The organism is Silvania confinis (assembly GCF_025564085.1).
Lineage (GTDB): Bacteria > Pseudomonadota > Gammaproteobacteria > Enterobacterales > Enterobacteriaceae > Enterobacter > Enterobacter confinis.
Map to the genome: position 1 here is coordinate 37,116 of NZ_JAMGZJ010000078.1, position 13,648 is coordinate 50,763.

Below are 13,648 nucleotides of genomic sequence, written 5' to 3' on the forward strand. Positions count from 1 at the left end.
AAATAAAATGAAATAAAAAATGGATGAAGCGCTGTTTAACTATGTGTGACTAATACCTCCACTGTAATGAGAAACCCATATTAAGCGCATCGGTATGATAGCTTTCGGGCTTGGATAATGGCGTGCCGATGAACAAATCGTATTGCGTGGAAAGAACTTCTCCGCGCAAACCGGCTACCGTGCCTGATAAAACTTTTCCCTTTTGGTATTGATCGCTGCCAATAATCTTGCCGACATCCAGGCCTAAATAGAATTGCTGGTTTGGCAAAGGGATGTCCCAGATGAAATCGTTACGCATATACCAACCTTCGCTACTGGAGAGCGAACTTTCGCCATCAAAGCCGCGAACAGACCAGCGGCTACCGATATTAAAATTATTATCTGAAGACAGCTTGTCAGGACTAAGCTGTACGCTTAATTGCGGCGCATAGGTGAAGTTATCTCCAGTGCTGGCGAATTTCATTAAAGCTTTAATGTCGGCGCGTACAACCCGTGCCTCGTTATCAAAAAGATGGGCTTTCTCTTCAGGGGTCGGCATGGAACTTAGCCAGCCTAAGCGGCGCTGCATGCTGATGCCGGCATCGATTACTTTGTTATTGAAATAATGCTGATGGCGCAGACTCAACTCCCAGGCGGGGTTCTGTTTGCGCATCACGGACATTTCGATGCCGCCAAAATAGTAACGTGAACGACTTTTGAACACTCTTGCGCTCAGGCTGGTTTTTTGGGTTCGGGTTTGAGACAGCAGTCGTTCTAGCGTTGCGCTGAAATAACGGTTTTTACTTTCATAATCGGTGGTGGAGTATCTCCCTTTAACCTGTTGAAGATATTCGCTTTGTGATGCATACAGGCTGGCGTTCCAGTAACCGAAAGGTATGGAGTAATAGATGCTGGCGTTATTGTTGCCGTCATTATGCTCGTTGTATTCAACGTCACCACCTGCGGCGATATAGAGGGTGTCGTCAAGGGTCGTGAGATCGTACAGGTACAAGGACGCACCTCCCTGGTAACGTCCGCTGGCGCGACTGCCGGCGTCATCCAGCCAGGCGGCGACTTGCCATTTTTTGCCCATCTTGCGGGTGAGACGGATGTCAGTCTCACCATCCTGCTTTCCCGGCTCGAGCTTCATGTGTGCGGTAGATCCCGGAAGGCGCTGGAGATTGGCCATCCCCTGTTCCAGATCGGAAAGTTTCAGCACGTCGCCTTCCGAAAAGGGAAGGGTATTCCACAGGCGGGTCTCGCTGTTTTCCTTTGTTGCATCATAAGCGACGCTGCCGACTTTACCGTAAGTCAGGGTTAATCTTAAAATGCCGTCCGCCATTTCCTGCGCGGGGACATCCAGCAAAGAGGTAATATATCCCTTGAGGATAAGCTCATTCTGTAATGCGCGTGCAAGTAAAGTCACACCTTTAATGCCAAGACATTGCGAATTGGCCTGGCTCGCCATTTTACCCAGTAATTTTTGCGTGAGTTTATCGTTTTCGGATTCAATGATTACGCCATTAATATATTTACAAACATCCTCTTTCGGGAAATTAATGGTTTGGCTATTCGGTGAAGTTCTATTAGATTTGAATGCCTGCTGCTGCGGTGCAAGAGAGGCCTGGCGAGCTTTATCCTGTTCTGTTTGGCTGGCTGATGGCTGGATAGAGCTTGCACCCGCGGTGAAGCTTAAAGACAACAGTGCGAGAAAACCAGTCACCGACGGTAAAGCGATTTTAAGCATAAAGAAGTTCCATTTCTCTATAGGTTTTAGTGCAGCACCATTATGAGAATCCTTCTCATAATAATTTTTCTGGCGATTGTTGAATAATATCGAATTAACTAAAATCGTAAAATTAAATATATTTTTAGAAAAGGTTAATGAGTATTCCAGACCCTCTCTTGAGAGAGGGTAGTTTTTTAAAGAGGCGGGATGCTACAGGAGGTAAAGGCGCGAAGTCCATATTTGTTTATCTCAATTCTATGTGAATTAAGAACTGAAATTATGATGTCAAGTGTGTACCATGAATTCATATTGGGTTTAACGGTGCGCCTCATGGCATATCGAGGCGCAATACGGTTAAGAATAAAAATTCAGCCGTTCCGCCAGCAAATCAACGAAAGCTTCACGCTGGACATCAATCATCACGAGTGTATTGGGTTTATTTCCACTCAGGCCATAATAATCTACAACAGTCATGCCCTGGGTATATTTTCCCTGCGTTTCTACCCCAACCCACCGTTCAATGGTGGTGAAAATTTCTGGCTTCAGCAGCCAGGCAATAGTGCAGGGATCATGCAGCGGCGCGCCCTGGAATCCCCATTTTTCCCCTTTGTGATACTCCATGAAGAAATCGAGTAACTCCGCCACGACGGTGGCGACAGGGTTGCCTGTCTGGCGAAAACGCGCAATATCCTCAGCCATAATCTGCGCCCGATGGGTGACATCCAGACCGGCCATCACTACCGGTATTCCGGACTGAAAAACAATTTCGGCGGCTTCAGGATCGACAAAAATGTTGAATTCAGCGGCCGGCGTCCAGTTGCCCAGTCCCATCGCGCCACCCATCATGACGATGCGCGCAATTTTAGCGTGCAGCTCAGGGTGGCTATTCAGCAACAGCGCAACGTTAGTCTGTGGACCAGTAGCGACAAGCGTCACGGGGGTGTGACTTTCACGCAGTACCTTGGCCATCAGCTCCACGGCAGTGCAATTCTGTGGAGCGAAATCCGGCTCAGGCAGGGCAGGGCCATCAAGGCCGCTTTCACCGTGTACGTTATCGGCGATGATCAGATCGCGCATCAGGGGTTTTACTGCCCCTCCAGCCACCGGGATATCGCTGCGCTTTAACAGCGTCAGCATCCGTAGCACGTTGCGCAGGGTTTTATCCGGGGTCTGGTTTCCGGCAGATGAGGTTACCGCCTTGAGTTCCAGTTCGGGTGAGGCAAGAGCGAGGACGAGGGCGATCGCGTCATCATGACCCGGATCGCAATCCAGAATAATCGGTAGTGCCATAGCGTTCTCCATTCACAGCATATGTGTGACAAGGTTAACGCTGGCATTGCGTATCGACGAGAAGAAGCGGTGTAAAACGTGAGCAGGTGCGCAATCTGAGCGATTGCGCACCGGGGAGATTAATGCAGGATTTTGGCGAGGAAATCTTTGGCGCGGTCGGACTTCGGGTTGGCAAAGAACTCTTCTTTGGCAGAGTCCTCCACAATTTTACCCTCATCCATAAAGATCACGCGGTTGGCTACCTTGCGCGCAAAGCCCATTTCATGGGTGACAACCATCATGGTCATGCCTTCCTGGGCCAGCTGCACCATCACATCCAGCACTTCGTTGATCATCTCAGGATCGAGCGCAGACGTCGGCTCATCAAACAACATCGCCACCGGATCCATACACAGCGCACGGGCAATGGCCACGCGCTGCTGCTGCCCACCTGAAAGCTGGGCCGGGTACTTGTCGGCATGTGCGGTCAGGCCCACGCGCTCCAGCAGCTTGAGCGCCTTTTCACGGGCAGCCGCTTTGTCGCGCTTAAGCACTTTAACCTGTGCCAGCGTAAGGTTCTCGATGATCGACAGGTGGGGGAACAGCTCAAAATGCTGGAACACCATCCCAACGTTAGAACGCAGCTTTGCCAGGTTGGTTTTTTTGTCGTTCACTCTGGTGCCGTTGACGACAATTTCGCCCTGCTGCACCGGCTCCAGGCCGTTAACGGTTTTGATCAGGGTCGATTTGCCGGAACCGGAAGGCCCACAAACCACCACAACATCACCTTTTTTCACTTCCGTGGAGCAGTCGGTCAGCACCTGAAAGTGCCCATACCATTTAGAAACATTTTTCAGGGAAATCATTACACGGTCCTTTTCTTCAGCCAGCTGACCAACAGCGACGCGCTTAAACTAATTGCAAAATAGACCGCCCCTGCGAACAGGATCATCTCGACCTGAGTACCATCGCGCTCGCCGATGGTGGAGGCGGTACGGAAGAAGTCTGCCAGGCTCAATACATAGACCAGAGAGGTGTCCTGGAACAAAACAATACCCTGTGTCAGCAGCAGCGGAACCATAGCGCGGAACGCCTGCGGCAGAATGATGAGCTTCATCGATTGCCAGTGGGTCATGCCTAACGCCAGCGCAGCACTGGATTGTCCGCGCGAGATACTCTGGATCCCGGCACGAATAATTTCTGAGTAGTAGGCCGCCTCAAACATGGAGAAAGCCACCATCGCTGAGATCAGGCGGATATCGCTTTTCGGCGACAGGCCGAGAACATTCTGCAGCAGACCCGGCACAATCAGGTAGAACCACAGCAGCACCATCACCAAAGGGATGGAACGAAACACGTTAACGTAAGCAGTCGCAAACCAGGCGATCGGCTTAAAGGTCGACAGGCGCATCACCGCCAGCAGGGTGCCCCAGACAATCCCGATCACCACCGCCGTGAGGGTGATTTTCAGGGTAATGATCAGCCCGTCCAGCAGGTACGGCAGGGAAGGAACAATGGAACTCCAGTCAAATTCGTGCATTATTTGCCCCCCAAGTTGCCCGGCAGGCGAGTTTTACGTTCGACCAGGTTCATCACCAGCATAATCACAGTGTTAATCAGTACATACGCCAGGGTAATGGCGGTAAAGGATTCCCACGCATGAGCGGAATAATCCAACAGTTTGCCCGCCTGCGCGGCCATATCAACCAGGCCGATAGTGGAAGCAATGGCCGAGTTTTTTACCAGGTTCATCATCTCCGAGGTCATCGGGGGGACGATCACTCGATAGGCGTTTGGCAGTAAGACATAACGGTAGGCTTGCGGTAAGGTCAGACCCATCGCCAGGGCGGCATTTTTCTGCCCGCGTGGCAGAGACTGAATACCCGAACGAACCTGTTCACAGACACGCGCGGCGGTGAACAGACCCAGACAAAGCATCGAGGAGACAAAGAACTGAATATTCGGATCCAGTTCAGCTTTGAACCACATGCCGATATCTTCTGGCAGCAGTTCCGGAATGACCAGATACCAGGTAAAGAACTGCACAATTAACGGAACGTTACGGAACAGTTCGACGTAACAAGTTCCCAAAGAGGAAAGAAAGCGGTTGGGTACGGTACGCAGGATACCGAACAGTGAGCCGACGAGAAACGCGATGATCCAGGCGGTGATCGACAGGGCGACCGTCACCTGAAAACCGCTCCACAGCCAGCCCAGATAGGTGGTGTTGCCGAACGGGGCTTGCTGCAGAAAAATGCCCCAGTTCCAGTCGATTGACATAATAAACTCCGGAAAAAAAAGGGTAGCAGCGCTACCCTCGAAGATTGGTGAGAAGCAAATTTTCACGCCCAGTGGGGAACGACCACTCAACGTTTAGTCTGTCCGCGCTTCCCGACAATCGAGAGGGCAGGAGATCCCGCCCCTTAATGGTTCTAATTAGTTAAGTGCCTTGTCGTTCGGTTCTTTAAACAGGGCTTTCATATCGGCAGACAGTTCAAAGTTCATGTTCAGATTTTTTGGCGGGATTGGGTTACTGAACCATTTTCCGAACCATTTTTCTGCTTCACCGGAGGTCTGAACCTGAGCGATGGTGTCATCGACCAGTTTCTTAAATTCCGGGTCGTCTTTACGCATCATGCAGCCATAGGCTTCTTTGGATTGCGCAGTGCCAACGATTTCCCAGTTGTCCGGTTTCTTCGCTTTTGCACGTTCGCCAGCCAGCAGGGCATCATCCATCATGAAGGCAACGGCGCGGCCGCTTTCGAGAGTCCGGAAGGAGTCGCCGTGGTCTTTCGCGCTGATAATGCGCATATCCATTTTCTTCTCTTCATTCAGCTTGTGCAGCAGAACTTCAGAAGTGGTACCGGAGGTGACGACCACCGCTTTGCCCTTCAGGTCAGCGAAGTCTTTAATGTCGCCGCCTTTTTTGGTCAGCAGACGAGTACCAACTACGAAGATGGTATCGGAGAAGGCAGCTTGTTTCTGACGCTCAAGGTTATTGGTGGTAGAGCCGCACTCAAAATCGAAGGTGCCGTTTTGCAGCAGCGGGATACGGTTTTGTGAAGTGATTGGGATTAACTTCACATCCAGATCGGGTTTATTCAGTTTCTTCTTCACCGCATCAACGATGGCGTTGGAATAAGCCTGAGAGTAGCCCACGACTTTCTGCGTATTGTCATAATATGAGAACGGGACAGAAGACTCACGGTGGCCGACCACAATGACGCCGTTTTTAGCAATCTTTTCCAGGGTGCTGCTAGCGGCCGGGGCTGCGTCTTCAGCGTGTACTACGCCTGCAGAGAGTCCCATCACCAGCATTGCTGTGGCCAGTTTACGTAATTGCATACCCAACTCCTTTTTTATCAGCGTCAGAGACGCATTGATACCCAGTGTGATGTTGTTATTGCTCGCGCTAAACGAGTGCAGTGTTATGCGTGTTTGTTAACATTTAGTCTGGCTTAATGTAAAGATTTTGCTGCGTTATTGTTTATTTTTGCGAAGCGCGCCGCACCATTCAGAGGCAATAAACGCTGTTTGCACCGAAAAGGTGCTACCGCTGAACCGCGCTGGTGCGACCAGGTTGCACGTTAAACCAAACCGCGTTCATACGAGTAAATAAAGCAATAGACGTGCCAGATATGTTAATAGAAGGGGATTGCCGGGTAGCGACTGCGCCTTATCGGACCGATAAAATCGTATGCCCGGCAAGCATAGCGCCGCCGGGCAAAGAGGTGAGGGGATTACTTACGACGTTGACGAAGGCTCATCAACACGGCGCCAAAGCCAAACAGCGCGGTCAGGATCCACAGCGGCCAGTTGCCGGTACGGGCATAAGGCGTTAACCCGGTTGTCGGAGTGACGCTGGTGGTCAACACCTGGCGGGTAAACTGCGGGATCATGGCCTGAATTTCGCCCTGCGGTCCAATCACGGCGGTAATGCCGTTGTTGGTGCTGCGCAGCAGCGGGCGGGCCAGCTCCAGGGAACGCATCCGCGCCATCTGGAAGTGCTGCCACGGGCCAATCGATTTACCAAACCACGCATCGTTAGAGATGGTCAGCAAAAAGTCTGTATCCGGGCGGAAATTATCCCGCACCTGTTCACCGAGGATAATTTCGTAGCAGATGGCGGCGGTCAGCAAAAAGCCGTGCGCACTTAACTGGGGCTGAACGTATGGGCCACGGCTAAAGGAGGACATCGGCAAATCGAAGAACGGGGCCAGCGGGCGCAGAATCGATTCCAGCGGAACAAATTCACCAAACGGCACGAGGTGATTTTTATTGTAGCGGTTATGCGATTCATAGCTGTAAGGGTTGTCTTTCCCCAGCGTAATGATGCTGTTGTAGGTGTCGTAACGATTTTGCTTATTCAGGCGCGCATCAACGATACCGGTGATAAGCGTGGTGTTACGCGCCCGCAACAGATCGTCCATCATGCTGAGAAAACGCTGCTGGTTGATCTCCAGATCCGGGATGGCTGACTCCGGCCAGATAATCAGCTGTGATTTGCCCATTTCTGTCTGGGTTGCATCCAGGTAGATTTTCAGGGTATTCACCAGCTGATTTTCATCCCACTTGAGCGACTGGGGAATGTCGCCCTGCACCATCGACACCTGGGTGGTGCGTTCCGGTTCGAGAGTAAACCACTGGATATAACGTAGCGGGAAGGGCAGAGCGAACAGCACCAGCGCCATTACCAGCGGACGCCAGTTACGCTGAACCAGAGCCAGCACCAGCAGGCCGCTCACCACCATCAGCAGGAAGTTGATCGCCTCGACGCCCATTACCGGCGCCAGGCCTTTCAGCGGGCCGTCAATCTGGCTGTAGCCAAACTGTAGCCAGGGAAAACCGGTCAATACCCAGCCGCGCAGGAATTCGCTTATCTGCCAGACTACCGGGGCGGCAATCGCTACGCGCATCCAGCTGGTTTTCGGCCACAGGCGCGAAAGGATCCCGGCGAACAGACCGGTATACAGCGAGAGATACGCTGCCAGCAGCACCACAAGGAAGACGTTAACCGGACCCGGCATACCACCAAACTGAGCAATACTGACGTACACCCAGTTAATGCCGGAGCCAAACAGGCCAAGCCCCCAGAAATAACCAATTGCCGCCGCCTGTACAGGCCGTCGGTTAAGGGTCAGGCCCTGGAGCCCCATCAGGGAGAGAAGTGCGGCAGGCCAGAAGTCATAAGGAGAAAAAGCCAGCGTACCGCTGGCTCCGAGTAACAGCGCCAGCAGCAGACGTACGCGCTGGCGTTCAAGCAATGGGGCAAATGCCATTTAAATCATTCATCCAGTGTAGGTTGCGGCGCATCGTCCGGCATTTTTACATGAACCTGAATAATACGTCGACTGTCAGCCATTGCGACCTTGAATTGGTAACCGTCAATGTCCACGGTTTCGCCACGCGCTGGAAGGTGGCCAAATGCCTGCATCACCAGACCGCCAATGGTATCCACTTCATCATCGCTGAAATGGGTGCCGAAGGTATCGTTAAAATCTTCGATCGGCGCAAGGGCACGCACCGTCCAGGTGTGACGGCTCAACTGACGGAAGTCGATATCTTCTTCTTCGTCATATTCGTCTTCGATTTCACCGACAATCAGTTCAAGAATATCTTCGATGGTCACAAGGCCGGAAACGCCGCCAAATTCATCGATAACAATCGCCATGTGGTAACGCTGAGAGCGAAACTCTTTCAGCATGCGGTCGACCCGCTTGCTTTCCGGGACAACAACCGCCTGGCGTAACACTTTTTCCATGCTGAAAGCTTCCGATTCGCTGCGCATAAACGGCAGCAGATCTTTGGCCATCAAAATCCCTTCGATGTGATCTTTGTCTTCGCTGATGACCGGGAAACGCGAGTGGGCGGACTCGATAATGACATCGAGGCACTCTTCCAGCGTCTGGTTGCGTTTCAGGGTAATCATCTGTGAGCGGGGGATCATAATGTCGCGAACGCGCTGGTCGGCGATGTCCATTACCCCTTCGAGCATTTCGCGCGTATCTTCATCGATAAGCTCGTTCTGCCCGGAATCACGGATCAGCTCCAGAAGTTCGTCACGGTTTTTGGGTTCACCGTGGAAAAGCTGGCTCAGAAGGAGGGAGAAAAATCCCTTTTTGCTGTTTGGTGTGTCGCTACTGTGTGAATTGTCGTCGCTCATGGCGTTTGTTAAGGGTTCTCTTGTTGGTGAACTGTCAGCCGCTGCGGACGAAGGTCAACGCGACGGCATGTGATGTTGATACGGCGGAACACCGCCGTATACAGACTACTCTTTCTCGGCAATGTACGGATCCTGATAGCCCAGAGCAAGCATTATCTCTGTCTCAAGGGATTCCATCTCTTCCGCTTCGTCGTCTTCAATATGATCGTAGCCCAGCAGATGCAGGCTACCGTGTATCACCATGTGCGCCCAGTGGGCGTCGAGCTGCTTTTGCTGCTCCTTCGCTTCCTGTTCAACCACCTGGCGACAGATGATCAAATCGCCCAGCAGCGGCAGCTCGATACCGGGCGGTGCTTCAAACGGGAAGGAGAGCACGTTGGTGGGTTTATCTTTCCCGCGATAGGTCAGGTTCAGCTCGTGGCTTTCGGCCTCATCCACCAGGCGAACGGTGACTTCTGACTCTTCCTGAAACTGCGGGATCACCGCATCCAGCCACGTCTGGAACTGGCTCTCTTCCGGCAAACCGGAATTGTCTTCACATGCCAACTGTAAATCGAGAATCACCTGACTCATTTCTGCTCTTGCTCCTGGGCTTCGCGTTTGCGAACCGCTTCCTGTTCTGCTTTACGTTTCTGGTCGGCTTCTTCCCATGCCTCATAGGCAGTTACGATGCGGGCTACCACCGGGTGGCGCACCACGTCTTCGCTGTGGAAGAAGTTAAAACTGATTTCATCGACATCTGCCAGCACTTCAATGGCGTGACGCAGACCAGATTTAGTGCTGCGCGGCAGGTCGATCTGGGTAATATCGCCGGTGATGACCGCTTTCGAGTTAAAGCCGATACGGGTCAGGAACATCTTCATCTGTTCAATAGTGGTGTTCTGGCTTTCATCAAGAATGATAAACGCATCGTTCAGTGTGCGTCCGCGCATGTAGGCCAGCGGAGCCACTTCGATGACGTTACGTTCAATCAGCTTCTCGACTTTCTCAAAGCCGAGCATCTCGAACAGCGCATCGTACAGCGGGCGCAGGTACGGGTCGACCTTCTGGCTCAAATCACCGGGTAAAAAGCCCAGCTTTTCGCCGGCTTCGACGGCCGGACGGGTGAGCAGAATTCGACGGATTTCCTGACGCTCCAGCGCATCCACGGCAGCAGCAACGGCAAGATAGGTTTTACCGGTCCCCGCTGGGCCCACGCCGAAGGTGATGTCATGGTCGAGGATGTTGGCGATGTACTGCGCCTGATTTGGCGTACGCGGTTTAATCACGCCACGCTTGGTTTTGATATGAATAACTTTGCCGTACTGCGGCACGCTCTCTGCGCTTTGCTCAAGCACGCGGGCTTCTTTGATGGCCAGATGAAGTTGGTCCGGTTCAATATCCTGCGTTTGACCGCGCATCGGGGCGGTATCGACGTACAGACTGTGGAGAATATCCGCCGCGGCGTTGACGCAAATGGTGCGCCCGGTGAGTTTGAAGTGGTTATCGCGACGATTAATTTCGATACCCAGACGTCGCTCCAGTTGTTTGATGTTGTCATCAAACGGCCCGCAGAGGCTCAGCAGGCGAGCGTTGTCTGCTGGCTCAAGGGTAATTTCACGCGTATCTATATTCAAACCATTCCTCTTCTGTCTCGGTTGCCTGAAAGCAAAGGGTCTGTCCCATGAAATTATTCACGCCAGAGAATAAAGGCGCAAGCATTGCGAAATATATGGGGGGTCAAAGGGGGAAATACAAGGCCTGCCAGAAATGGCAGGCCTGAGGCATTACGGCTGATAAACGCTGACGCCCAGATCGTTTTCTTTACGGGTCCGTGCGATAACCGATTCTGGCGTTTCTGCCACGCGCAGGCCCATCTCATCTTCGGTCCGCACCAGCTTGCCGCGCAGGGAGTTGGTGAGCACTTCGAGGATTTCGATATCGACGAATTTGCCGACCAAATCCGGCGCGCCTTCGAAGTTCACCACGCGGTTGTTTTCGGTACGGCCAGACAACTGCATGATGCTCTTCCGCGACGTGCCTTCGACCAGTACGCGTTGTAGGGTGCCGAGCATACGACGGCTCCAGGCGGTGGCCTGTTGGTTAATGCGATCCTGCAGAATATACAAACGCTGCTTTTTCTCGTCGTCAGGCACGTCATCAACCATATCGGCAGCTGGCGTTCCCGGACGCGCAGAGAAGATGAAGCTATAGCTCACGTCGAAGTTCACTTCACCGATGATCTTCATGGTGCGCTCGAAATCATCGGTGGTTTCGCCAGGGAAGCCGACGATGAAGTCGGAGCTTATCTGAATATCCGGGCGGGCATCACGCAGCTTACGGATGATTGATTTGTATTCCAGTGCGGTATGGGTGCGGCCCATCAGGTTCAGCACGCGGTCGGATCCGCACTGGATCGGCAGGTGCAGGAAGCTCACCAGCTCTGGCGTATCACGATACACATCGATGATGTCATCTGTGAATTCAATCGGGTGGCTGGTGGTAAAGCGAATACGGTCGATGCCATCGATGGCCGCCACCAGACGCAGCAGGTCGGCGAACGAGCCGGTGCTGCCGTCGTAGTTCTCACCGCGCCAGGCGTTGACGTTCTGGCCGAGTAGATTCACTTCGCGCACCCCCTGAGCCGCCAGTTGGGCTACTTCAAACAGGATGTCATCGCAAGGGCGACTCACTTCCTCACCGCGGGTGTAAGGCACCACGCAGTAAGTGCAGTATTTGTTGCAGCCTTCCATAATCGAGACGAAGGCGGTTGGGCCATCCGCACGCGGTTCCGGCAGACGGTCAAATTTTTCAATTTCCGGGAAGCTGACATCGACCACCGGGCTGCGATCGCCGCGAACGGAGTTGATCATCTCTGGCAAGCGATGCAGGGTCTGCGGGCCAAAGACGATGTCCACGTAGTGCGCGCGGGTACGAATCAGTTCACCTTCCTGCGAGGCAACACAGCCGCCCACGCCAATGATGATGTCCGGATTTTTCTTTTTGAGAAGTTTCCAGCGACCTAACAGATGGAAGACTTTTTCCTGCGCTTTTTCACGGATTGAGCAGGTATTAAGCAGCAGCACATCGGCTTCTTCTGCATGTTCAGTCAGTTGATATCCGTGGGTAGCATCCAGCAGATCGGCCATCTTCGATGAATCGTATTCGTTCATCTGACAGCCCCAGGTTTTTATATGGAGTTTTTTAGTCATCGACTTGCTCGGGCTCAGGATTGCAAGCCGCATAGTGTAATGCTTTGGTCTGGTTGTGACCAGTATGAAGGTTGTCAGACGCAAGGTGATAAAAATCCGGTAAACTTAAGGGATTCTCTTATAAGGATTATTGACCATGACACTCCAACAAACCGAAATTGCCGTTGTCGGCGGCGGTATGGTCGGCGGCGCATTGGCGCTGGGGCTGGCGCAACACGGGTTTGACGTGACGGTGATTGAACAGGCTGCACCGCCTGCATTTGATGAGACACAGCAGCCGGATGTGCGTATTTCCGCAATCAGTGCGGCCTCTGTCGAGCTGCTGCGCGGGCTGGGCGTGTGGGATGCGGTGCTGGCAATGCGCGCGCACCCTTATCGTCAACTGGAGACCTGGGAGTGGGAAAACGCGCATGTGGTGTTTGATGCCGCAGAGCTTAAGCTCCCGCTGCTGGGCTATATGGTTGAAAATAACGTTCTGCAGCAGGCGCTGTGGCAGGCCTTGGCCGCGCATCCTAAGGTCACCCTGCGCGTGCCTGCGTCAGTGAAGGCGATGCACCGCCACAACGATCGGCATCTGATCGCGCTGGATAACGGCGATGAATTGTCAGTGAAGCTGCTGATTGGGGCCGACGGAGCCACCTCCCGGGTACGAGAGATGTCCGGTATTGGCATTCACGCCTGGCAGTATCAGCAATCCTGCATGCTGGTTACCATCGCCTGCGAGAACGATCCGGGCGACAGCACCTGGCAACACTTCACCCCGAACGGCCCGCACGCGTTTTTACCGCTGTTTGACCACTGGGCCTCTCTGGTGTGGTATGACACACCGGCACGCATTCGTCAGCTGCAAGGGTTGACGATGGAACAACTGCAGCGAGAGATTGCCCTCTATTTCCCGGCTCGGTTGGGTAACGTCAAACCGGTTGCTGCAGGGGCATTTCCGCTTACCCGTCGGCATGCACTGGAGTATGCGCGTGAGGGACTGGTACTGGTGGGCGACGCCGCGCATACCATTCATCCACTGGCAGGGCAGGGGGTGAATCTGGGTTATCGCGATGTAGAGGCGCTGTTGGATGTATTAAGTCGCGCCCGCAGTCACGGTGAAGCCTGGGCCAGTCAGCAGGTGCTTAAACGCTATCAGACCCGACGGATGGCGGATAATTTCCTGATGCAATCCGGTATGGATCTGTTTTACGCCGGATTCAGCAATGACCTGGGACCGCTTCGCCTATTGCGCAATATGGGATTGATGGCAGCACAGCGTGCAGGCGGCCTGAAACGTCAGGCGTTGAAGTATGCGTTAGGGCTGTAGAGAGA

12 protein-coding genes are annotated in these 13,648 nt (G+C 53.1%); 1 reads left to right on the forward strand and 11 read right to left on the reverse strand.

Features of this window, described 5'->3' with window-relative positions; all coding sequences use genetic code 11:
* Window positions 1-49: 49 nt before the first annotated feature.
* From M8013_RS17885 to miaB, 11 genes are all read right to left on the reverse strand, one after another.
* Entirely contained in the window at window positions 50-1,726 is a 1,677-nt protein-coding gene (locus tag M8013_RS17885) for a ShlB/FhaC/HecB family hemolysin secretion/activation protein (protein WP_271269143.1), read from the reverse strand.
* Between the two features lie 336 nt (window positions 1,727-2,062).
* Window positions 2,063-2,998, reverse strand: coding sequence for a pyrimidine-specific ribonucleoside hydrolase RihA (gene rihA, locus M8013_RS17890; protein ID WP_271269144.1), 936 nt, complete (start codon window positions 2,996-2,998; stop codon window positions 2,063-2,065).
* A 119-nt stretch (window positions 2,999-3,117) separates the two neighbouring features.
* Window positions 3,118-3,843, reverse strand: coding sequence for an amino acid ABC transporter ATP-binding protein (locus M8013_RS17895; RefSeq protein ID WP_271269145.1), 726 nt, complete (start codon window positions 3,841-3,843; stop codon window positions 3,118-3,120).
* Entirely contained in the window at window positions 3,843-4,517 is a 675-nt protein-coding gene (gltK, locus tag M8013_RS17900; RefSeq protein WP_271269146.1) for a glutamate/aspartate ABC transporter permease GltK, read from the reverse strand. Before gltK ends, M8013_RS17895 begins: the two co-directional genes overlap by 1 nt.
* On the reverse strand, window positions 4,517-5,257 hold the full coding sequence (locus tag M8013_RS17905; protein WP_271269147.1) for an amino acid ABC transporter permease: 741 nt from the start codon (window positions 5,255-5,257) through the stop codon (window positions 4,517-4,519). Before M8013_RS17905 ends, gltK begins: the two co-directional genes overlap by 1 nt.
* A 156-nt stretch (window positions 5,258-5,413) precedes the next feature.
* Window positions 5,414-6,322, reverse strand: a complete 909-nt coding sequence (locus M8013_RS17910; RefSeq protein WP_271269148.1) for an amino acid ABC transporter substrate-binding protein — start codon at window positions 6,320-6,322, stop codon at window positions 5,414-5,416.
* A gap of 395 nt (window positions 6,323-6,717) precedes the next feature.
* The gene (gene lnt, locus M8013_RS17915; protein WP_271269149.1) at window positions 6,718-8,256 is read right to left on the reverse strand and encodes an apolipoprotein N-acyltransferase; all 1,539 of its coding nucleotides are present in this window, start codon (window positions 8,254-8,256) and stop codon (window positions 6,718-6,720) included.
* 5 nt (window positions 8,257-8,261) lie between these two features.
* Window positions 8,262-9,140 carry a CNNM family magnesium/cobalt transport protein CorC gene (corC, locus tag M8013_RS17920; protein WP_271269150.1) on the reverse strand — a complete coding sequence of 293 codons (879 nt, stop codon included), beginning with the start codon at window positions 9,138-9,140 and terminating at the stop codon, window positions 8,262-8,264.
* A gap of 105 nt (window positions 9,141-9,245) precedes the next feature.
* Window positions 9,246-9,713, reverse strand: coding sequence for an rRNA maturation RNase YbeY (ybeY, locus tag M8013_RS17925; RefSeq protein WP_271269151.1), 468 nt, complete (start codon window positions 9,711-9,713; stop codon window positions 9,246-9,248).
* On the reverse strand, window positions 9,710-10,756 hold the full coding sequence (locus M8013_RS17930; protein WP_271269152.1) for a PhoH family protein: 1,047 nt from the start codon (window positions 10,754-10,756) through the stop codon (window positions 9,710-9,712). Before M8013_RS17930 ends, ybeY begins: the two co-directional genes overlap by 4 nt.
* 150 nt (window positions 10,757-10,906) lie before the next feature.
* On the reverse strand, window positions 10,907-12,331 hold the full coding sequence (gene miaB, locus M8013_RS17935) for a tRNA (N6-isopentenyl adenosine(37)-C2)-methylthiotransferase MiaB (RefSeq protein ID WP_271269153.1): 1,425 nt from the start codon (window positions 12,329-12,331) through the stop codon (window positions 10,907-10,909).
* A 136-nt stretch (window positions 12,332-12,467) separates the two neighbouring features.
* Between miaB and ubiF the strand changes: the two genes are divergently transcribed.
* Entirely contained in the window at window positions 12,468-13,643 is a 1,176-nt protein-coding gene (gene ubiF / locus M8013_RS17940; protein ID WP_271269154.1) for a 3-demethoxyubiquinol 3-hydroxylase, read from the forward strand.
* The last annotated feature ends 5 nt before the right edge of the window (window positions 13,644-13,648 follow it).